Source organism: Paenibacillus sp. SC116 (genome assembly GCF_024733555.1).
Taxonomy (GTDB): Bacteria; Bacillota; Bacilli; order Paenibacillales; family Paenibacillaceae; genus Paenibacillus_B.
Window position 1 is genome coordinate 230,764 of record NZ_JANIOF010000001.1, and the last position, 23,670, is coordinate 254,433.

Consider the following 23,670-nt stretch of genomic DNA (forward strand, 5'->3'; position numbering starts at 1 on the left):
TTTTGAGTAAAAGTATTTAAATACAGCTACATAATAGACTAGATTCACAAAAATGGGAATACCCTAAATTTTTTGGGTCTTATTCCAATTTGATAGACCGAAAATGGATAAAAAGGATATATTGGCTATGAAGCGAGGCGGTTATTACATAGAATAATTGCTTTCGCCAGATTGCCGGCCGGCTATCAAAACATTTTTGGGAGGGATTTAAATGTGTCAATATGCATGTCCAAGTAAGTTTACTGCAGCTGCTAATAAAGTGGTAGGTACAGATCATGGTTGTTTTACTGATAATAGCTGTAGTTCAAGTAAAAAAAGACGTAAAGTAGATTTTTATACTCGTTGCTATCAAGATGGTTCTTCACACTTTCTTGATTTCTACTGCAACACGGATTGGCATACTTGCTGCTAAAAGAGTACTTAGTTAATAGGTTAATGTGTCATTTATACAACTAATAAAGATGCTCAGAGAACTGAGCATCTTTATTTTAAATCCTGAAATGGAGGAATGGTTACTCATGATTTCGAATCAAAAAAAAGATCATATGAGATTTTTGAAAAATCCAACCGTAGCAGATGTAGCAATCGGGGAATACCTTTCTAACACGTTTACCATTAATCGTATGGGTTCAACTGTAACGATTAAGCCAGATCCCAAAACGGGAGCTGTAATATTTTTTATGAGCACCACTTGTAAAGATTGTAACTTTGAAGCAATAGAGGCTTATAGTGAGCAATTTCAATTTAAAACGTATCTGTTTGTGGATGGCAAACAGAGCTTTATTGATGAGCTACGAGAAAAATATAAGTCTTTTATCATTGAGCAGGCTGATATATCTACACTCTATACCGAAATTAATATTGAAGTTGTTCCTTGGGTATATGCATTAAATAGTATGGGACAGATCGTATCAGGTGGGATATTCAATAATATCGATAGACTACGTGTTAAGATAGCTCCGCTAATTGATGTATTTGGAACGGGAGATACAAGTGAATGATGGCAGTAAAAGCTTATTATGACTTATTTCTTGCAACCTTAAAGGAAGTTTGGAAATTTGATAAACTTTATTTTTGCTTGAATCTATTCGTCTTTTTGTATAATTCGCTGCAAGCAAATATTAATATTTATTTAGTGGCACTTATTGCGAATCAAATTGCACAAGCCAGCTTTAATATCTACTTTGTTATGAATGCTGCCTTCATTATGATTTTAATAGAATTATTTGGAATATTTCTTGATTCATACAACCAAAAATATCAACTCAAGTTTAGTGAGAACTTCGGTGTACATCAGCAAAATAAATTAATTAATTATATGTTTAGTTTGGATCTGTTAGTGAAAGAAGACCCTCAATTTCACGGAGAAGCAAATATATATCAGTACGGAATAACTAAAATTGTGAGTAATTATATGGCATGGGTCAGTTCTTTTTCGATTATAATTAGTTTTTTCTTATCCTATACATTTTTACATAAACTAGATGGTTGGATTATTGTACTTCTATTGGCCGTTTCTCTATACAGAGCTTATTTAGAACTCAAGACAATTAACCAGCGAGTTAAAACGATGAACCATCTGCAGAGTTCACATCGGGCGCATGGTTATTTGCATCATATATTGAGTAGTTTTCATTATCACAAAGAGTTAGTTTTGATGCAGACGATTCCTTTTTTAAAATCATTATGGATGACTAAAAAAAGGGAGGCTTTTCAACTCTCCTATCAAGTTGAGAAGCAAACGATTCATTATGTAACGCTTAGTCAAATCATCTCAGGCTTGATGAGGCTGGGCATTATTTTATTTTGTATATATAGCATATATCAAAAGAAAATGTCGGTAGGCGATTATTTCGCGATTACCCTAGCCGTTGCGATGATAGAAGCGAATGTATTAAGGATGTGTACTGTATGTGGGGACATTCATGAAAATATGAGCTATCTCAAACGAATTAAAGACTTTCTACTCACGGAGGTTCACACGGGCACTGATAAAACACGAATTGAACGTATAGAAACAATTGAAGTAAAAGATCTTACCTTTTCCTATCCAACTGCGGCATGGCCTACATTACAAAATATTAATCTATCAATTAAGCGAAACGAAAAAATCGCGATTATTGGTGATAATGCCGCAGGAAAATCTACCTTAGTCAAATTTATTCTGGGCTTGTATCCGGCACCAACTGGAACGGTCTATTACAATGGAATCAAGCAAGAAAATATTGATATGGAAAGCTTATGGCTGCAATTCAGTGCTATATTTCAAGATTTTATTCGCTATGAGCTGAGTGTCCGTTATAATATTGCAATTTCAAATTTGGATGAACTACATAATGATGCAAGATTGGCTGAGATAATAAAGCAGGTTGGTCTGGATAAATTATTAACGCATCCTAACGGAATAGATGCAGAATTAGGTTATTTAACCGAGGGTGCTCAGAACTTATCAGGTGGACAGTGGCAGCGAATTGCGATCGCTCGTGCTTTAATAAAGCAATCCGATTTAATCGTACTGGATGAGCCGACTTCAGCCATCGATCCAAACACTGAATTGGAGATATTGAAGGAGATCATTAAACATTCCCAGGATAAAACATTAATCCTCATAACACATCGTATTGGTATCGCTGCAAATGTCGATAAAATTATAGTACTTAAGGAAGGGGAAATAGCCGAAATCGGGAGCCATCATGAACTGATAGAACGGAAAGGAGCCTATGCAGAGATGTGGGGAAAGCAAGCTGAAATGTATCAAATACAGGAAAAGGAGACTGCTATTTATGAACCAGTTAACTAATGTGACGGTGAGGTTTACAGACCAGTTCGTGGATTACAAAGGAAACCCGATCTTGATTCAACAACATAAGCTAACTGCACTCATCTTCGTATCTCTTTATTGCTCGACCTGTGTGGAGTTTTTACCGGATATCGCCACGCTAACCGAAGAATTCCCAAATATTGAAGTAATTCTTTTCTGTAATGGAACAACTGATGAGCATGATGAAATGATTAACTATTTTAATTGGAAGTTTCCTATCGTATTTATGGAGCCAGTAGAGGCTGATAAGCGGTATCAGATTACGGAGTTTCCATATATGATGCTGGTAAATGATGAGGCCCTTGTATGGAAAGAAACAATTGAGGAAGTCGATGAACTTATTGTAACGATAAAAAGCAGAGGGGTGTAGTTTTGATTGCTATACTTATGAGTATTTTTTTCGCTGCGCTATTCATGCTTTCTTCGATCTCAAAAATAGTCGATTTTCAGGACTTTCAACATGCAATCAAGCAGTTTGGAATCATAGCAAACAAAAAAATAATCAAAATTAGTGCTTATTTATTTGTTACTACAGAGTTGCTTATCTCATTTTCGTTTATTTTTTTCATGAGTCACTGGATTACTTATATGAGCGCAATTGGCATCATGTTATTGTTTACAGCTGTCCTTTTGAAAACTATAGTCGAAAAGAAAAAAATTACTTGTTATTGCTTTGGCAAGAGTAAAAAACAAACCAATATCCACTTGGCTGTGGCACGTAATACGGCGATCATTATGTTGCTTTCTGCAACTGCGATTCTAGCAAGTAGCCTCCACATAAATGTGGTTGTGCAGCTGCATATTATGATAGTTGTGGTTTTATTCTCCGTTATCACGCTAATTTGTAAAGAGTTTCTATTTGAGCGGGGAGGGAGCATACTTGAATCTCATCAGTGAGATTATGTTGATTGTTTATGGAGTTGGGATTTGTATTATAAGCTTTCTACTACTGCTGTTAGTTAGAAAAGCAGATCATACAAAAAAAATGATGTTTATCAATGAATCAGTTCGGACCACTGTAAATATAAATGCGCTGATATTTTCATCGTACTACTTCGTATTTATTGAACCAGGCTCGGAGTACAAACTTGAAGATGTTATGATAGATCTTCGCATAACTGAAGGACATAGTAATGTACTTATCGTATACTGCGCGCCAGAATGGAGAGCTAATATGCTCAAAAAGAAAATGGAGCAGCCGTATAGTTTTTATATTGATGAATCAAAACAATTAGCTTCATTATTAGGTGTTCAAGCATATCCAAGTGTATTATCTGTGCATTATCCAAGCAATTCTATTAAAAAAATAATGTAATAGGCGGTGGCACTTATGAAGATTGATGCTTATTTAGTGGATAACATAGAAATGGTTGAGCTAGAAGATGGAAGCAAGAAAATTGTTAACTCGGAGAAAATAAACACGATTAAAGTGCCAACACTCCCCTATGTAAACCAATTAACGATTAAAATCGATCTAACTGATTTGGTAGTAGGTGAAAGAACGATTCTTGAAGTACATATATTGGACCATAAAGAAAAGTTAATAGGATTTAGTGGTGCAAAAAAGATAAAAGCAGAAAAAGCTTCTTTCTCTATGCTGTGTCAAATTACAATGGTCCACACCTCAATTTCCGATCATGTATTTCGTTTATTTGTAGATGGTGAAATTGTAAGTACAGATACATACTGTGTTGAATTTGATTCCGATTCAGTAACCCAGAAATCAAGATTGTCTTCTTAAGTAACATCAGTTAAGTAAATAGGAAGGAATTTATATGATTCAATTTTCGGTGTGGATGTTTGCAACTTAACTAGTCATATAAACAAAAAGGATCGCTGTTGTTAACAAGCGATCACATGACTTCATCTAACCCTTCGGTTAGGTGATTTTTATTTTTTGAGTTAAATCAATAAATCTCTTTAGCTCCCATTGGCAAATCTCTTACTCTTTCAAGATAAGCGGTCATATTTGTATCATCATTCATTCGATAGGTATACGAATAAGTTGCAGCTACTTCAAGTGCCAGTGTCCTGAACAACTCACAAGTAACAAAGATAGAATTCCACATGTTTTCGTAGTTTGCATCCGAATAAGTTGCTTTGTACATGTCCCAATACGCAGTTGGAAGATACATTTTGAAGTATTTGCCCATTTTACCGGTTGAGACTTGATTGTGATGCTTTATACCGATCCACCAAGAAACCATTTCATCCAAAGGTGCTCTAGATGTAAACTCATACATATGTTTTGCATACGGCAGTTCGTCACGCCATATTCCTTTGGCGACGTTCTGCTGACACCACCAGAATTCATTGCAGCAGTTCATGAACTCCGCTTCTGTAGGTTTTTTAACATAGTAGCTGCTGTCTGTTGGTGCAGGGATAGACGGGAGTATATTGTCCTTATCCAACAATGGTGCAGTAAGGCTGTCTTCCATATATGTCTCAAGCATAGCTTCTTTCGTTTGAAGGCGGAGGTCAATACGGTTGCCATCTGCAAACAACATTAAATAGATGTATGTGCGATCTATATTTACATCGATGCCAACAGCACGGTCCATTTTATCGGCTTCCTGTATCATTAGCCGTTCGCCGAAAATATCAATCCAGTTCTCATCCCTTAAAAAGGATGCTATCTCTGTTACAACATAAACAAAATCATAGTCTTGAAAAATATCTTTCGGTGCATGGGGGTTCGTTCTGGAACCGTTCATATAGACGGCCCGTACACGTTCGTCTTTGTTAGCGACACCGAGTATTAGGTCAAAAATTTCTTGTTCACTTCTCAACGCAAATCACCTCATAGCAGCTTTATTTATGTATTGATTTCTATACTAATTTCCATGCTCGTTTCTATAGTAGCATATTTGCATAAATGAAGGTGGCGGTCGTACAGCTTACTTTTAATAGCTTAGCTTAAAAGATTGAGGAGTTGCGTGGTAAATGAGATTTGTGTTATATTGGAAATAATTCATGTGAAGGGGGTGAGGTAGGTGAATCACGAAATGGTCAACAACCGTATTAGTCAGCTGCCGATGGCTATGGCTGGCATTGTTCATGTATTTTCTGTGAACGGGATAAGTCTGTCCAAATTAGACGATACGTTTGAACCATTTGCAAGAAGACGCCTACCTTAACCACAACGGATTGTATGATTATCCTAAAGGGTCGCGGGCTTGTTGCCGCGGCTCTTTTTGTGCATTCAAGATAGGGTCTTTATCTAATAGGAGGCACCTAAAATGACAATTGTAAATATTCAAGAGATGAAGAAATACCATGCAGCGAACCTCATTCTAGACGGGTTGACATTTCAGATTCAGGCTGGTGAAAAAATCGGTCTCATTGGTCGGAATGGCAGTGGAAAATCCACACTGCTCCAATTAATTGCAGGTCATGAGCCTATAGACGAGGGCATGCTTACTATAAAGAAGGAACTGCGGATTGGCTATTTGCCGCAAATTCCTGCAGAGTTTGAAGCGCTGACCGTATATGATGTTTTGGCTTATGGTTACAGGGATCTAATGCTCACAAAACAGGAAATGACGAAGATTGAGCAGCAAATGTCAAGCCCAGAAGCAGCCGCTAATTCTGTTAGAATGGAGCAACTGCTTGAGGCTTATGCTACTATGCAAGAGAAGTTTGAGCGAGGCGGTGGCTATGATATGGACACTGCCATCGAACAAGTAGCGAACGGGATGCAAATTAACCGAAGTAGTTATGAGCGCGGCTTTTCCAGCTTGTCTGGTGGTGAGCAAACACGGGTGGTTTTGGCGTCTCAGTTAGTTGTAGCGCCAGATTTGCTCTTGTTAGATGAGCCGACCAATCATTTAGATCTAAGAGGAATTGAATGGCTGGAACAATTCATCAAACGTTATGACGGTGCATGTGTGATCGTATCGCATGATAGATATTTCTTGGATGCCGTCGGCACAAAAATGATCGAATTAGAAGACGGCGAAGCACACGTGTATCACTGCAATTACAGCGGATATATGAAAGAGAAGGAAGAACGGCTACTACAGCAGTTTGCACAATACAAAGAACAGCAAAAGGTTATTAAAAAAATGAAGGAAACGATCCGTCAATTAGAGGAATGGGGGCGTATAGCAGGGGATGAAAAATTTTTCAAACGAGCATTTTCCATTCGAAAAGCGCTGGAGAAAATGGAAGTTGTAAAACGTCCAGTATTAGAGCGAAAAGCAGCAGAGTTTGATTTGGTACCGCTTGATCGTTCTGGCCGTCAGGTCATCCTTTTTGAAGGATTGACGAAGACATTTGAGGGACGTGCGATACTAGATCAGGCGGAGGGAAGCCTTTCCTATGGTGAGAAAGTTGTCCTTCTGGGGGAAAATGGATCAGGTAAGACAACACTTTTCAAGCTGCTTCAAGGCATGATTGCACCAGATGAAGGTCAGGTTCGTCTAGGAGCGCGTGTAGAGGTAGGTTATTTAGCTCAGCAAGAACCTGTGTCAGATAGCAAGATGACGGTTCTTGAATTTTTCCGTACAGAGGGTGGTTTGGAAGAAGGCGAAGCACGAGGCGTATTGGCCAAATACCTATTTTATGGAGCAGATGTTTATAAGCCGCTGCAAATGCTCTCAGGAGGCGAGTGGTCTCGTCTGCGACTAGCCTTGCTAGTGAGAAAGAAGCCGAATCTATTACTGCTAGACGAACCGACGAATCATCTTGATATCGCTTCACGAGAAGCTTTGGAGGATGCCCTTGATGATTTCCCTGGAACCGTACTAGCGATTTCACATGACAGATACTTTGTAAATCGTTTGGCGAAGCGTGTATGGGAGATGAAAGAGGGATCACTTGCTAGCTATGAGGGGAATTACGATGACTTTAAGGAGAAGCGTGCGGAACTGCTTGCTTTAGAGGCTAGTTTGGCAAGTAATCATGCATTGAATATACATGTGATGCCCACTGATCGGGAGAAACCGAAAAAACCGGCAGCTGATGAAAAAAATAGACAGGTACGTGCTAATGAACGAAGACTTGAGCAGCTAGAAAGCGAGATTGCTGCTTTTGAATGGGGCATCGCTTGTGTGGATGAGGAAATGATTCAATTGAATCAAAGCGGGGATACTGCCCAGCTCGAAACCTTATGGCGCAAGAAGGAAGAGCTGCAGATGAATCTTGATGAACGTTTGGAAAAATGGGTTGAATTATCAAACGATTGAACCAATATACAATTAGGGGGGCGAGGCAATTGCACCCTCAAGAAATGTCGGCAAAATGGGAGCATCTTTCGCAGACGAAGATTTATAGTGAGAAGCTAATGTTTCGGTTTAGTATTTCCCCCATTTTTTTTGAAACTATTTCCCTCTTTAAAGCGTCTTTATCATAAAGGGGGCAATACGATGAAAAAGATAACCGTCATCGTCTTCATTCTAAGCTTTATTCTAATGGCATGCACTGACAATGGGGTAACACTTACATCGGATCAGGTGAAAGCTACCTTAGCCGATCATGGAGTTGTGCTGCCTGATAAACTCTCCTACAAACATTCTGTTTTTACAGAAAGATATAATCAAATTTTGCCAGAACATTACTTGATCGATGAACATCAATCTATTAGTATTTATGTCTATTCTTCGCGTGAGGCAGCAAAAGAAGGATATGAGGATTTTACAAATAAGACAGCAACGATGAAGCTAGTTCCACATAGTACGTTTCAAGTCGCTAATGTATTGATATTTTATGTGGCGAAAGAAGAATATATGGACAAGCGAGTAAAGGACGCTGCTGAGGGTCTGCTCGTATCAAAATGATTTCGATCGTCTAAAGTCAGCATAATCATGTGAATTGAGGAGAAATCTCTTGAAAAAGGAGTATTATCTCTAGATAGCTCGTTCTCAGTTATATAAATGGAGTTTGAACGTAGATTTAACTCATGTGTACAATAAAGCTATAATGATGTATACGCTAACACAAGGGCCATGCCTTATCTAGTGTTGTGAGATTGTATGATCGACAGCACTAAATAACAACCCCGTTTTCTTCGGAGAACGGGGTTGTTTGCGTTCTTGTAGTGGCACAATATGGATAGAAAGTAGGCTGAATGAATATGCAACTAGAAGCGATTTATCACCGTTCCAAACAAGGTTGGTCCTATGCTTATGACCAGGAGACAGTCCACATACGGATTCGCACAAAGAAAAATGATGTTACCGCAGTTGATCTGATTGCTGTTGACAAATATGCGTTTGAGCGCATGACGGAGTATGTGCCGATGCGGAAGTTTACGTCAGATGCATTATTTGACTATTGGGAAGCAGCTTATAAGCCGCCATTCCGCCGTCTTCGTTATGCATTTCGTTTCGTAGATGATCAGGAGCAATGGTATTTGACAGAGCGCGGTTTCCGCAAAGAGCTGTCAAAAGAATATTTTGAATCTTTCGAGTATCCGTACTTGAATAAAGTTGATATTTTTGAACCGCCTGCTTGGGTAAAAGAAGCCGTGTTCTATCAAATCTTCCCTGAGCGCTTTGCGAACGGGGATGCGTCGAATGATCCTGAGAATGTGCTACCATGGGGTGGAGAGCCTACACCTACGAATTTCTTCGGTGGAGATTTGGAAGGAGTTATCCAGCATCTCGATCATTTGAATGAGCTGGGCATTAATGCGATTTATTTCACACCTGTGTTCGAGGCAACGACGAACCATAAATATGATACACGTGATTATATGAAAGTAGATCCTCAATTTGGCTCTAATGAGAAGCTGAAGGAATTGGTTGAGGCTTGTCATGCTCGTGGCATTCGTGTATTGCTTGATGCTGTTTTCAATCATGCAGGCAAAACGTTCCCGCCGTTTGTGGATGTGTTGGAAAAAGGAGAGGAATCTGCGTATAAAGATTGGTTCTACGTACGTGAATATCCATTGCGTGTGGAAGAAGGCATTCCTACTTATGAAACGTTTGCTTTTGAACCAATTATGCCGAAGCTCAATACGGAACAACCAGAAGTGAAAGAGTATTTGCTTGAGGCAGCTCGTTATTGGATCGAGGAAATTGGGATTGACGGATGGCGCTTGGATGTTGCTAATGAAGTCGATCATCAGTTCTGGCGTGAGTTCCGTCAAGTAGTGAAGAAAGCAAATCCGGAAGCGTACATTTTGGGTGAAATCTGGCATGACTCGATGGCTTGGCTGCAAGGTGACCAGTTCGATGCTGTAATGAACTATCCATTTACAGATGCAGTAAATGATTTCTTTGCCAAACAATTAGGGGATGCTGCAGAATTTGCAAGTGCTATCGGAACACAGCTTGCTAACTACCCGCAGCAAGCGACTGAAGCAGCATTCAATTTGTTGGACAGTCATGATACGCCGCGATTGCTAACGCTATGTGATGGTGATAAACGCCGTATGAAGCTGACGTCCCTATTCCAATTCACGCATCCAGGAGTCCCTTGTATCTATTACGGAGATGAGGTTGGATTGGCTGGTAAAGGAGATCCGGATTGCCGTCGCTGCATGGAGTGGGATGTAGAGAAGCAGGATCGAGAATTATTTGAGTTTTATCGTAATCTAATCGCATTGCGTCGCGATCATGAAGCGATGCGTTCTGTAAATATTCGTTTCTTGCAAGCTGAATCTGATTCACGTGTATTGTTGTATGAGCGCTGGAGTGAGTCTGGCGAGCGCTTCTTGATTGCTATTAATGCTTCCTCTGAGAGCACTACGATCCGTGTAGGTGAGCAATTTGATGGGAAAGTGTGGAAGACAAAATTGTCTTCAGATGCTACAATTGCACATGTTGGCGATGCAATGACCATTCAGCTTGAAGCATATGGATTTGCTGTACTGAAACAGACGAATTAAGCTGGTAGAGCAACGGTTGTTGGCATGCAACGTCCATTCGCAATTTAGTTTATAACATGTACCGTATGCCTAGGGGGAAATGACATGAAAATGTTATCTCGTTGGAGCGCGTGGCTCCTAATGATTGCTACACTTTTATTTGTGTGGCCACCACAACCGTTGCAGGCAGCACCTGACACAGCCGTTACGAACACAGCAAACTTTAGTACAGATGTGATATATCAGATTTTGACTGACAGATTTTTTGATGGCAATCCCCGTAATAACCCGAAAGGATCATTGTTCGATGGAACTTGCAAAAACTTGAAAAAGTATTGTGGGGGAGATTGGCAAGGGATCATCAACAATATAAACGATGGCTATTTTACTGGGATGGGTGTTACTGCATTATGGATCTCTCAGCCTGTAGAAAATATTTTTCATGTCATCAACAACTCGGGTGTTCAAAATACATCGTACCATGGATACTGGGCGCGTGATTTTAAGAAGACTAACCCTGCATATGGTACGATGGAGCAATTTAAACAATTGGTTAAAGCTGCACATGCGAAAAATATTAAGATCATCATTGATTTTGCGCCGAATCATACCTCACCTGCGATGGAGACAGACCCTAACTTTGGCGACAATGGAAGGCTATACGATAACGGTACATTAGTTGCGGGTTATACGAACGACACTTCCCGTATTTTTCATCACAATTTAGGCACTGATTTTTCGTCTATTGAAGATGGGATTTATCGCAATCTTTATGATCTTGCAGACTTGAACCATAACAATACGATCGTGGATAAGTATTTTAAGGATGCCATTCAACTCTGGCTTGATATGGGTGTGGACGGCATTCGAGTAGATGCGGTCAAGCACATGCCGTTTGGGTGGCAGAAAAGCTGGATGTCTTCGATTTACAGTAAAAAGCCAGTGTTTACGTTCGGTGAATGGTTCCTCGGGGCAAATGAGGTAAGTGCTGATAATCATGCATTTGCGAATGAGAGTGGAATGAGCTTACTCGATTTCCGCTTCGCTCAAACGGTTCGTCAAGTATTTCGAGATCAAACTCAATCGATGCAGAGCTTGAATAATATGATCGTTAGTACAGCTAAAGATTATAAGTATGTGAATGATCAGGTTACGTTTATAGACAACCATGATATGGAGAGATTCCACGTCAATAAAACGAATAAGCGTATGCTCGAGCAAGCATTGGCATTCACATTAACCTCACGTGGTGTACCAGCGGTCTACTACGGGACAGAGCAGTATATGACGGGTGGCAATGATCCGGAAAACCGTGCACGTATGTCATCTTTCTCGAAAAATACGACAGCTTATCAAGTTATGGGAAAGCTAGGTCCACTTCGAAAAGTGAATCCCGCATTTGCCTATGGTACGACACAAGAGCGATGGCTCAATAATGATGTATATATTTATGAACGAAAGTTTGGTAATAGTGTTGCGTTGGTTGCTATTAACCGCAACTTAAGCAATGCTGCGCACATTAGCGGATTAGTTACAGCATTGCCAAGTGGGCAGTATCAAGATATGCTCAGTGGTTTGCTTAATGGATCAGAGCTAAAGATAACCAACGGAACTGTTGCACCATTCAAATTGGATGCTGGGGCTGTTGCCGTATGGCATCACAATCTGGATGAAACAAGTCCTGTCATTGGGCATGTTGGACCAACGATGGTAGTACCGGGAAATAAGGTGTCTATAGACGGACGTGGATTTGGTTCGGAAAAAGGAACGGTACATATTGGTGCTGTAAGGGTAACAGGGACAGATATACTGTCTTGGGAAGATACACATATTGAAGTGAAGATTCCACCAATTCGTCTAATTCCTCCAATGCATTTTGCGGGACATTATGATCTGGTAGTAGAAACCGTAAAACGTACGAAGAGTAATGCTTCTCCATCGATTCAAGTGCTCACAGCATCGCAAGTGAATGTTCGTTTCGTCATTCAAGGTGCGAATACAGATATGGGGGAGAATGTATATCTATCAGGAAACATATTTGAGTTAGGGTCCTGGGACATAAAGAGTGCTATTGGTCCGATGTACAATCAAGTTGTGTATAAATACCCGAATTGGTATATAGATGTTAGTGTTCCTGCGAATACACAGATTCAATATAAGTTCCTGAAAAAGAAAGGTAGCCATCTTTTCTGGGAAGGTGGGAAAAATCGTACTTATACGACACCGAGCAGTGGGACGGATACGGTTATTGTAAATTGGCAGCACCAGTGAATAGGAAGTAAAATGAAGTAACATCTTAGCAGTAAGCCGAGGGGGAATTCCTCGGCTTATTTTTTATGGTCAATAATATTCAAAAAATTCTAATATAACGATTTGTTGTGCTCAAAATCTTTACGGTGGAATCGACGATAGCGATGATAGGTAGATGAGTTTACCCAGTGTATGGTAGATAAATGTATGCATACAGAAGGCTCCGTCAAGTAGATATGGACGGAGCCTTTAGATTTATCTGTACAAGTGTGAAGTTGTATTAATATACTTCTAACTCATTAATTCGAACATATCCTTGCTGATGGCTTGGACCTAGTAGAGCAGAGACACGGATTTTGGTCGTGTTAACAGCGTTAAAGGTGTGCGTACGAGAGCTAGCAGTATTGCCTGTAACATTTGCTAGCTGCACCCAAGTTGAACCATTCCAATACTGTAGGTCGTATTTAGATATTGCATAAGTGGCTGTTGTATATAGGTCAATTCGGTTAATGGATCGGGACTGGCCGAAGTCGACATATACATATTGTGGCAGAGGCGTATGCTGGTTATTAGCCCAGCTATGGCTCTGCCCGAGAGCAGTATTGCGATCACCATCCTTTATTTTAAGAACGGAATACCCAGGGAAGGTCGAATCAGCAGAAACGGTTGCTGTTAAAGCGTAGTTCGTATTGTTCGTCGGAGGTTTCTTCTCCAACTTGACTAGATTCCAGCGGAATTCAAACAGTTTGAAGTATTTGTTTAGTACGGTAGCTTCACCTTTTACGAGCGCATCAATGGTGAGTGAGAAGTGGGAGGACACATTCGTATTACTTGTCCATTTTCCCTGTCCTTCTATCCCAGCAAAGACGCCTACGGCAATAACTTTCAACCTCGCAATTCTCAAGCTAACTTCAGCTTTTGCTCCAGCCCAAGCCGTAATTTGCCCTTCGATATTGTGAGAAACGTTGAGATACCTAGTGGTGTTTGCATATGGCTTAAATGAGACAGGTATCCAGAAGAAGTTCTTGCCTCGAATACCTGCTTCTACGAAATAGCCCTGATCAACGACAAACTCAAACTTAACGCTTCCATCGACACCAATAACTAAAAATACACCTACAGAAGCACTTGCTAGCTTGCCCGCATTAATGTTAAAGCCGAAGATAGGTACTTTTACTTCTTTGTGGAATTTGGCTTCGCCTTTAAGTGTAACTTTTGCTTTCTCACCTGCTGTAAACTTCACATCGTATTTTTTACGGTTATATACAGCAGATACTTTCGGGAATTGTAGTGTAATGCTTCCGCTAGCTTCTACATAAACTTTGCCGTTCGTGCCAGTTTGGTTCACTAATACTTTGTTGAAGTTACAAGTGAAATCATTACCGACTTTGCCACAACCCGTGGAAGTTGGTGATAGGACAGTAAGATCGTGTTCTGCTAAGGACATTTTTTCGGCAGGTAACACGATGTTGGATTCAGCTAATTCTACCGTTTGCTCTGGAATATCGTAATATTCGAGCAGTTCATCAAGTGCTGGAGCTACATAGTCAATTCTGAAGCTCGTTCCATCTTGTATCACTTGCGAAACTTTGATTGCTTTATTGCTTGCTTCATCGAAATAAATTTTTCCTACTGCGAGGCTTGGGGTAATTTGCCTAAACTCTTCTTGAGTCAGAACAAAGTTACCAGATTCGGCTTCATCTTCGAAAATATTCCCTTTTATATCTAAGCGATTTTTGACATTAGCAGGCATGGCTGCTGCAGTGCTCTTAATTTGATGGGTAACGTTGCTGAACGAACCTACACTCGTAATGGGGTTGCCTACACCTGATGAGCCGTCTGGATTGATTATGAATTCGAAGCGGAAGTAAGCTTCCTTCGCAGGAGACCAATAGTTCGTATCTCCTGGCCAAATCCATTTAGCAGCTGTATCAGCTGGCATACCTTGAACACTCTTGTCCCACGGTGTTATCCCGTATGCCCCGAAGTCCTTCGCACGCTGCCATACAGAGTCGTTGAAATCTCTCAGATGCCATCCTTCAGTAAAAGTACTTGTTGACTTCCAGTTAAAATCAGTTGTGAAAATGTCGTCTTGACCTGCATTGATCTCAGCAAGAAGACCTGCATAGATTCCATTGTCTTTCGCTTTTACTGCGATAACGTTTTTACCTTGAGTCACTTTGAGCGGGAAAGTGCCTGCTTGATTCCAGTTGGTACCCGCACCAATTCTGACTCCGTTATGATATACCTCGAATTCATCGTCAGCAGTCAACGTAATGCTTGGCTCCGTTGGAGAGACAGCTGCAGGAGCAATAAGTGCATCTGGACCATTAGGAATGAGTGAGCCATCAGGAAGATAGGTAGCATCGGTTACACTTTGAGGCGGGGCAACATAGGCTAATACTTGTCCTCCAACCATCGTGATAATAAGCGTAACGAGCATAAAGGATACTAGCCATTTTTTGAATACGGACTTCGTTTGTTCCACTATCCTTACCTCCTAAGAATATGGTGCGTCTGAGCTTCACATGCATCATGTTCGTAATGAAGGGGTATGTAGGCATCTTGAAGAAGCATCAGTCTACTTGAAAATAGAAGATGAGCAGATTGCCATGACTGTAAATGATAGATGTAAACCTAGGATCTGAATTATTTGTTCATGGAAGTAAGCTTCTGTTTTGCTCGTAATCATAACTGTTTAACCAAGTTGAATATGTCGATGGAAGGGGGTGGAAAATACTTACGCAGCTCGCTAGAAATGGTATGCGGATAAGATTCAATGTCTAACCGGAGGTGGAAATAATAAATAAATGTATTCGCATGGGCTTACATGGTTATTGAAACAGAGTTTTACCAAGGAAGCAATAATCGTGAGAGTAATAGTAATGTGGATGGGCACTACTAAATCATAGAATGAATAACTTATGGATATCTAGTGGAGGAGTTTCTTTGACTGAAATTGGAGTAGGTTGTAGAGGTATGACCAGGTTACTTAAAGAAGTGGTATGTAACTCATAGGGGCTAAATCAATGAATATGGACAATACGTCGTCCAAGGCGGGGAGGGTGTACTTCAACTGTTTGTATCCTGATATTCTGATAGAAGAAGTGACTCTAGATTATCAGTACAGTTGAACAGGACTCCCGAAATAAACAGCTTCACCTCCTAGCATGATAGACTAGCCATCTTTCGACAAAGTGGGAAATTACTGTGACCGTCCATTAGGTATGTCCACTCTATAGGATGCCGGAACATGATGATGTTAGTTGCATCATCCACTTAAAAGATAAGTTGTTCCAAGCAGTGGCGTCAACTATGGAATCGCTTACATATGGATTTGTTCAACAACATCGTTTCTGCGATCCTTGCCAACAGCATAGCACATGGATGGATACATGCGCTAGATCAAAAATAGTAAAAACTCACTAGATGATGTGAAAATGTAAATTACAAATATAATTAGAGGTGATACATATGTCACAGATGAAATAGTTGAAATGATTATAAACATAAATGGCATACGGTTGCGTGGAGAGATAAAAGAGAGAGAAGTTATTGAGGGCTATTTGAGAGATAGAGTTACTAGGATAGAAATATAAGCGAATCGACACTTAAGTTTTTTGTCACTTTTTGTCGCAGTTACAGGCGGATTATGACTGTTTTCCACAATTTACGCCAAAATTTCTTGATCATTTTACATATACTGTTTTGCGGAAAGTATAGTTCCAAAGTATGATAGGGTAAATGAATAAAGCTATCTTCCTGTTTTCTGAGCAAAATAAGTCTGGAAAGCGGTGTCATACATCATTGAAATGGTAGTTCGTTGGTGAATGTCGATAATTGTCGTATTTTAGTTGGTTTAATAGTGATGAGAGACACATAGAACAACAAAAATGGTGAGGCTAGTAAACAAAATTAGATTCTATAACATAATTGAAATATGAATGTGTATTCATATGAATCTAATTACGTATATCGAAGGGGTTGAACGCTTTGCCGGTTATGGACTTAACCACTGTAAGGTTACGCGAATATGAGACGTATACGTTTGCCATTTCCGAAGAGGCTGCTGAAGCCATTCGTTCGATTAGTGGTAAGCAGGATTTATCACCAGAAGCTGTTGTATGTACGGCTTGGGGGACTTTGTTGACACGGTATTTCAACTTGAATGAGGTTAGTGTATATGTTGCAGCATGCGAGAAACCAGATCACGCTGAAGTCGTTGTTAACGAAGATGGTATGACAAGGAAAATGCTAGCTGAAATGGAAGTCGGCATTCAACGCAGTGGTCAGGAACAGCGTAGTAATCATGTACCTATGAATGATTCAACCTATACTTATTGTTGGATCAGTAATTATAATGAGAAACCTTCCAATTCGGTTGCAGCCGAACTAGAAGGCGATCTTCACTGCCAATTCTTATACAACTATGGTGTTGCAGCACCACAACAGCTTATCATCTATTGTAGATTAAATCGATTGCACAACACAACTTTTGATCAATTGTATAGGGACCAACTTATAAATAATTGGGAACAACTCCTTTTACAGATGGAGAGGTTTCCTGATAAGCGTCTGGGTGAGCTGAAAGTGTTGACGCCAGCATATGAGCATCAAATAGTAGCGCTATGGAATGATACATCGGTAGCTTTTCCGAGATTTCAAACCATTACGACGTTGTTCGAAGAACAGGTAAAGAAGTCACCGAATCAAGTTGCAATTATAGAAGATGGGATCGAGATATCCTATTTGACGCTTAATGAAAAGGCTAACCGATTGGCGCACCGACTTCGTCGTCTAGGTGTAAAAAGAGAGCAAGCGGTTGCAATCATAGCTGAGCGTACAGCACAAATGGTCATTGGCATTTTAGCTATCCTCAAAGCAGGTGGGGTGTATGTACCAGTCGATCCAGATCATCCACCAGATCGAATCAAATACATATTGCAGGATAGCGGAGCACAGCTTGTACTGGCAAGCAGTCATTATACTGGACAGCTATCAATGGGAAATAAAGCAGTAACGATTGATGCTTCTGATCTAGATGTTGAACCAATGGACAATCCCGAGCCAGTAAATGAAGCGACAGATCTCATCTATTTGATGTACACATCTGGCTCTACAGGGATGCCTAAAGGAGTTATGGTTACACATCGCAACGTGACTCGACTTGTTATGAACACAAACTTTGTAGCATTTGGACCGGATGATCGTATTTTGCAGACAGGTTCACTAGTTTTTGATGCATCCACCTTTGAAATTTGGGGGGCGTTATTGAACGGTTTGCAGCTGGTGCTTGTAGACAAAACCGTTATTTTGGATCCTGTCCAGTTGGAGGCTGCCATTCGTCTACACAAGGTTACGACGATGTTCTTAACTACCGCATTGTTTATTCAATTGGCAGAACGTAACCCGAGTCTGTTTTTGCCGATTAAGCAATTATTCGTTGGTGGAGAACTTATGAGCCCGAAGCATATGCTGAGGGTGGCACTAGAGAGTGCGCCAATTGCGCTATCTAACATTTATGGGCCGACTGAAAATACGACCTTCTCGACTTGGTATGAGCTCGAAGGTAGCGTCGAGGAGTCAGTTCCGATTGGAAAACCAATTGCGAACTCAACGGCCTATGTTGTAAATAAGTACGGACAACTTCAGCCTGTTGGTGCAGTTGGTGAACTGTGGGTCGGAGGCGAAGGTGTTGCCCGTGGATATATTAATCGCGCTGATTTGACGGCTGAGAAGTTTATAGAAAGTCCATTTGTATCCGGCGAGCGGCTATATAAAACAGGAGATCTAGTGAGACTGCTTCCTAATGGCAATTTGGAATTTGTCGGTAGGGTCGACCATCAGGTGAAAATTCGCGGCTATCGGATGGAACTAGGAGAAATTGAAGCGCAAATACAAAGACATGAGTCAATAGTAGAAACGCTTGTAATCGATTTCGAAGATGCGCCAGGTCAAAAAGCACTTTGTGCCTATATCGTTGCAAATGGTGAAATGTCCGCAAATGAGATTCGCTCATACTTGGCCAGTCATTTACCAGCGAACATGGTTCCAACTTGCTATATGTTCTTGGAGCGAATGCCGCTGACGATTAACGGCAAGATCGACCGCCTGAAGCTGCCACTGCCTAAAAAACAGGGCTGGATATCGGACAACTATATAGCTCCGCAAACGGAAACAGAGCGCATGTTAGTTGGTATTTGGGAAGAGGTGCTAGGTTTCGCTCCTATCGGGGCAGCGGATCATTTCTTCGATTTAGGCGGTCATTCGCTGCAAGTTTCACGCATACAGGCGTTAATCGAGCAAGCATGTGGACTGCTGCTTACATGTAAGCAATTCTTTGAATCGCCTGTACTGAGGGATTTGGCGCTGCAACTGGATAATCAGGAACTGCGGTCTGTTGTAAAGATTGAAGTTGCTGCTGAAAGGAAAATGTATACACTAGGGACAGCTCAGCGTCGTATGTTCGCATTGCAGCAGCGTATGGGTATTGGTGCAGCTTATCATATTCCGTTCTTGTATCGAATGGAAGGTAAGCTTGACCGCGCACGATTGTTGAATGCATTAAAGCAGATCATTAGGAGACATGAAGCTCTGCGTACATCATTCCATTATGAGAATGGGGAGATTGGCCAGCGAATTGCGGCCATGGCAGATGTCGTATTTGAAATAGATTACAGGGATCGAACGAATGAGCGGTTGAGTGAACAGTCGGTTAATGAGTTAGTAGAATGGTTCAAGTGTCGCTTTGAACTTGAGGAATCACCATTGATGAAAGCAGCGGTGGTATCATTTGCAGATGAAGAGCATCTGTTCTTGCTGAATATTCATCATATTGTATTTGATGGTGCTTCATTGCGCATTTTTGCCGATGAATTGTGCGCCTTGTACGCTGGAAAAGAACTAGTCCCCTTAAAGCTGCAATTCAAAGACTATGCAGAGTGGCACGCCGATAAAATTAAATTTGATGTACAAGCTGAACAGTATTGGCTTAACGTTCTTGATGGAGAGCTGCCAGAGCTAAACTTGTCGCTTGATTTTCATCGACCAAGCAAGCAATCGTTCGAAGGTGAGGTCGTTCGTACTCGGTTATCAGTTGAGCAGACAGCTTTATTGCGACAGTTTGCGAAGGAACGCGGCTGCACGATGTACATGGTATTGTTATCTGTCTACCATGTGCTGTTGGCGAGATATGGGGATAAAGAAGATATCATCGTAGGCTGTGCTGTAGCAGCTCGCTCCCATGCGGATTTGCACGACATGATTGGGATGTTCGTGAATACGCTGCCGATTCGTTCTTATCCCGAGTCATCCAAATCTTTTGCTCGTTTCTTAGCAGAAATGAAAGATACGCTGCTGCATGCTTATGAATATCAGGATTATCCTTTGGAACATTTAATAGAAAAAAAGCAGCTAAAATCTGATTTGAGCCGTAACCCGCTGTTCGACACTGTATTTGTAATGCAGAATATGGGTAGCGTCGATATTCGGCTGCCAGGCTTAAGTTGTACAAATATCCCTGTTCACAACGAAACGTCTAAGTTCGACTTAACCCTTGAGGCGATAGAGCAAGCTGACTCGGTGACTTTTACATTCGAATATGCTGCAAAACTATTTAAGCGTGAAAAAATGATTCGTTTTGCGGATCATTTCGTTCAGTTGGTTCATGAAGCAACGGCAAATCCGGCATTACCGATTGCACAATTGAATATTCTGACTACTTCAGAACGCCAGCAGATTATACAGCAATTTAATGACACGGCTAGTGCGTATCCACGTGATTCTTCCGTCGTTGCGTTATTTGAGCAGCAAGTGTTAAGAACGCCACATAAAGTGGCAGTCGAGACGAAGGATCGCAAGCTAACCTATACGGAGTTAAACCAAGAAGCGAATCGTTTGGGACATCATTTGCGAAGTAACGGTGTTATAGCAGAGCAACCTGTAGTTTTGTTTGCGGAGCGCTCGGCTGACATGATCATTGGTGTGCTTGCTATTTTAAAGGCTGGTGGTGCCTATGTTCCCATTGATCCTGATTATCCTGCGGAGCGCATTCAATATATGATCAAAGACAGCGGGGCAGCAGTGGCGTTGTCTAATAAGCAACTAGCACATCGATTGCCTTTTAAGGTGAACACGATTGTATTTGATGATCTTGAGCTTAACGAGCATCCAATTGAGAACATTGGTAATCCGCCGGGTCCTAATCACTTAATGTACATCATGTATACTTCTGGGTCGACAGGCAACCCGAAAGGGGTAATGATCACTCATCGCAATGTGATTCGTCTCGTGCAGAATACAGATTTTGTTCCATTTCAAGAAGACAATTGCCTATTGCAAACGGGCTCGCTCGTGTTTGATGCGTCTACATTTGAAATATGGGGAACATTATTGAATGGATTGCGCCTTGTGCTTGTTGACAAGACAACGGTTTTAGATGCGGTGCAGTTGGGGAGCGCAATTCAGGAATATGGCATCACGATGATGTGGTTGACTTCACCACTATTTACACAGTTGGCGGAGAAAGATGTCCATATTTTCAAGCCTATACGGGTATTGCTTGTTGGAGGTGACGTTTTGTCACCAAAGCACATTTATCGCGTGCGAAATAGCTGTAAACCAATTATGATTATCAATGGTTATGGACCAACGGAAAATACAACATTTTCGACATGCTTCCCTATCGAAGAGGAGAGCGAGGGCTCTATACCGATTGGTAAACCAATTGCTAACTCGACGGCTTATGTTGTAAATGGTGCCGGTATGCTGCAGCCGATAGGTGTTCCTGGAGAGCTGTGGGTCGGCGGAGATGGAGTCGGTCGAGGATATTTAAATAGAGTTGACCTGACGCAGGTTGCATTTATTAATAGTTCATTTCGAATGGGTGAGAAGCTTTACAAAACGGGTGATCTTGTTCGTTGGTTGCCCAATGGCAACTTGGAGTTTCTCGGGCGTAAAGACCACCAGGTAAAAATTCGTGGTTATCGAATGGAATTAGGTGAGATTGAAGCTCATATTCGCAATCATGAATGGGTCAAGGAAGTACTTGTTATCGATATGGAAGAGCAATCTGGTACGAAGGCGCTGTGTGCTTACATCGTGGCAGACCGCGTAATGGCGAGTAAAGATGTACGTGACTTTGCGCTACAGCGGATGCCAGATTATATGATCCCAACATACTATGCATTTTTGGAGCAGCTGCCTTTGACGACAAATGGCAAGGTGGACCGTGCCAAGCTGCCAGCACCAGAAAAGCAAGCATGTATGGCTTCTGGCAATTTTGCTGCTCCAGCTAACGAAACAGAGCAGAAGTTGGCGACGCTGTGGAAGGACCTACTCGGTTTGATTGAAGTAAGTGTAGAAGACAACTTCTTCGAGCTGGGCGGCCATTCGTTAAAAGCCATTTCCTTAATCGCATGGCTGAAACGGGAATATGTAGTGGAAGTGAGCGACGTATATCAGTATCCTACTATTCGTCAGCTCGCACAGCATATGAAATTCCGTCCGAATCATTTAAAGGACAAGCTGTCTCAACTGCGTGACCGAATGCAAGCCGATCGGGAACGGAATGAGCAAGGAAATAAGAGTTTGGTTGGTGAACGCGAGCTGTATAAGGAAAATATTTCTATATATATGGCACAAGTTAAGCATGCTTTGCAAGAAGAGAATGCTTATACCGATGTTTTACTAACCGGAAGCACTGGTTATTTGGGAGCCTACTTGCTGCGTGATCTTATTGAGCAACAAAAGAGTTGTCAAGTTACAGTGATCGTACGAGGTGATTCTCAAGAGCATGCTAAGCAACGATTGCTTCACAAACTTACCCATTATTTTGGTTTCGCCTGGGTCGAGCAAAGCTGTGATCGAATTCATATCGTGAATGGCAATTTGTCAGATACAAAGTTTGGTTTAGACGATCGACAATATGCGCAGCTAGCTGCAGAAGTAGATTGTATCATCCATGCAGCTGCAAATGTAAAACATTATGGCCCTTACGACGAGTTTGAAAACAGCAATATTAGGGCAACTGAGCATTTGACCCAATTTGCTATGGCTGTGAAAGCTAAGCCGTTTCATCATGTATCGACAATGTCAGTCGGCATGGGAACGATAAATAATATAGAGTCTGTCTACTTTACAGAATATGATCTTGATCTTGGTCAACAGCATAATAACTATTATGTAAAGACAAAGTTTGAAGCTGAAAAGGTTGTCCATGCGGCAAGAAAGCAAGGGCTAATAGCAAATATTTATCGTATCGGCAATATTGTATTTGATTCCGTGAGCGGAAAGTTTCAAGAGAACATACAGGATAACGCGTTTTACAATCGGATGAAGTCATTTATCCAGCTCGGTGCTGTACCGATAACAGAGGCGGATATTGACCTGACATATGTTGATCAGGTCAGTGGAGCTCTCCTTACATTGTTCAATAAACCAGCGCTTCATCAACATACATTCCATTTGTACAATCCGAAATTCGTTAGTATGTCTGATATACTCGCGGATCAAGAGGAATGTAGTGTAGAGGAGCAGTCAACTGAAGTATTTTTTGACATGCTCTATACCGCATATATTCAAGGTGACCATATGCATGCTGTTGAGAATATGCTTTTGCACAGCGGATGGATGGATGAGAAGGTTGATAGCACTTATTTCGAGCTGACAGCAGAACTTACACTGAACCTATTGAAGCAAATGGGCTTCTCTTGGGACGTGCCAGAGAACAGACATATATCAGCAATGCTTCGACATTGCCGAAGAGTTGGATTTTTGGAATAAGTCGAGC

14 protein-coding genes are annotated in these 23,670 nt (G+C 41.1%); 12 read left to right on the plus strand and 2 right to left on the minus strand.

Translation table 11 applies throughout. The features are described from left to right. Nucleotides 1-518 precede the first annotated feature (518 nt). From NQ117_RS00830 to NQ117_RS00855, 6 genes are read left to right on the plus strand one after another with little or no spacing between them, the layout of a single operon-like run. Nucleotides 519-1,001, plus strand: coding sequence for a hypothetical protein (locus tag NQ117_RS00830; RefSeq protein ID WP_258276139.1), 483 nt, complete (start codon nt 519-521; stop codon nt 999-1,001). Beyond that, nucleotides 998-2,800, plus strand: a complete 1,803-nt coding sequence (locus NQ117_RS00835; protein ID WP_258276140.1) for an ABC transporter ATP-binding protein — start codon at nt 998-1,000, stop codon at nt 2,798-2,800. Before NQ117_RS00830 ends, NQ117_RS00835 begins: the two co-directional genes overlap by 4 nt. Next, entirely contained in the window at nt 2,784-3,191 is a 408-nt protein-coding gene (locus NQ117_RS00840; protein WP_258276141.1) for a thioredoxin-like domain-containing protein, read from the plus strand. Before NQ117_RS00835 ends, NQ117_RS00840 begins: the two co-directional genes overlap by 17 nt. 2 nt (nt 3,192-3,193) lie before the next feature. Further along, the gene (locus NQ117_RS00845) at nt 3,194-3,718 is read left to right on the plus strand and encodes a MauE/DoxX family redox-associated membrane protein (RefSeq protein WP_258276142.1); all 525 of its coding nucleotides are present in this window, start codon (nt 3,194-3,196) and stop codon (nt 3,716-3,718) included. After that, nucleotides 3,702-4,136: a hypothetical protein gene (locus tag NQ117_RS00850; protein WP_258276143.1), complete on the plus strand. Its 435-nt coding sequence runs from the start codon at nt 3,702-3,704 to the stop codon at nt 4,134-4,136. The genes NQ117_RS00845 and NQ117_RS00850 overlap by 17 nt, the downstream gene beginning before the upstream one ends. A gap of 15 nt (nt 4,137-4,151) precedes the next feature. Continuing rightward, the gene (locus NQ117_RS00855) at nt 4,152-4,562 is read left to right on the plus strand and encodes a hypothetical protein (RefSeq protein WP_258276144.1); all 411 of its coding nucleotides are present in this window, start codon (nt 4,152-4,154) and stop codon (nt 4,560-4,562) included. Between the two features lie 166 nt (nt 4,563-4,728). On the opposite strand, the gene NQ117_RS00860 is transcribed toward NQ117_RS00855, so the two are convergent. Next, nucleotides 4,729-5,610, minus strand: a complete 882-nt coding sequence (locus NQ117_RS00860) for an aminoglycoside 6-adenylyltransferase (protein ID WP_258276145.1) — start codon at nt 5,608-5,610, stop codon at nt 4,729-4,731. Between the two features lie 204 nt (nt 5,611-5,814). On the opposite strand from NQ117_RS00860, the gene NQ117_RS00865 reads away from it, so the two are divergent. From NQ117_RS00865 to NQ117_RS00885, 5 genes are all read left to right on the plus strand, one after another. Further along, on the plus strand, nt 5,815-5,958 hold the full coding sequence (locus NQ117_RS00865; RefSeq protein ID WP_258276146.1) for an RAxF-45 family protein: 144 nt from the start codon (nt 5,815-5,817) through the stop codon (nt 5,956-5,958). Between the two features lie 102 nt (nt 5,959-6,060). Next, on the plus strand, nt 6,061-8,007 hold the full coding sequence (abc-f, locus tag NQ117_RS00870) for a ribosomal protection-like ABC-F family protein (RefSeq protein ID WP_258276147.1): 1,947 nt from the start codon (nt 6,061-6,063) through the stop codon (nt 8,005-8,007). A gap of 180 nt (nt 8,008-8,187) precedes the next feature. Further along, nucleotides 8,188-8,598, plus strand: coding sequence for a hypothetical protein (locus NQ117_RS00875; protein ID WP_258276148.1), 411 nt, complete (start codon nt 8,188-8,190; stop codon nt 8,596-8,598). A 296-nt stretch (nt 8,599-8,894) separates the two neighbouring features. After that, nucleotides 8,895-10,652, plus strand: coding sequence for a glycoside hydrolase family 13 protein (locus NQ117_RS00880; protein WP_258278119.1), 1,758 nt, complete (start codon nt 8,895-8,897; stop codon nt 10,650-10,652). Between the two features lie 120 nt (nt 10,653-10,772). Further along, on the plus strand, nt 10,773-12,902 hold the full coding sequence (locus NQ117_RS00885; protein WP_258278120.1) for an alpha-amylase family glycosyl hydrolase: 2,130 nt from the start codon (nt 10,773-10,775) through the stop codon (nt 12,900-12,902). Nucleotides 12,903-13,161: 259 nt separating this feature from the next. On the opposite strand, the gene NQ117_RS00890 is transcribed toward NQ117_RS00885, so the two are convergent. Then, complete coding sequence (locus NQ117_RS00890) at nt 13,162-15,369, minus strand: discoidin domain-containing protein (protein ID WP_258276149.1); 2,208 nt, start codon at nt 15,367-15,369, stop codon at nt 13,162-13,164. Between the two features lie 1,514 nt (nt 15,370-16,883). Here NQ117_RS00890 and NQ117_RS00895 point away from each other — a divergent pair. Continuing rightward, a complete protein-coding gene (locus NQ117_RS00895; protein ID WP_258278121.1) occupies nt 16,884-23,663 on the plus strand; it encodes a non-ribosomal peptide synthetase in 6,780 nt (2,259 codons plus the stop codon). Nucleotides 23,664-23,670: the final 7 nt, after the last annotated feature.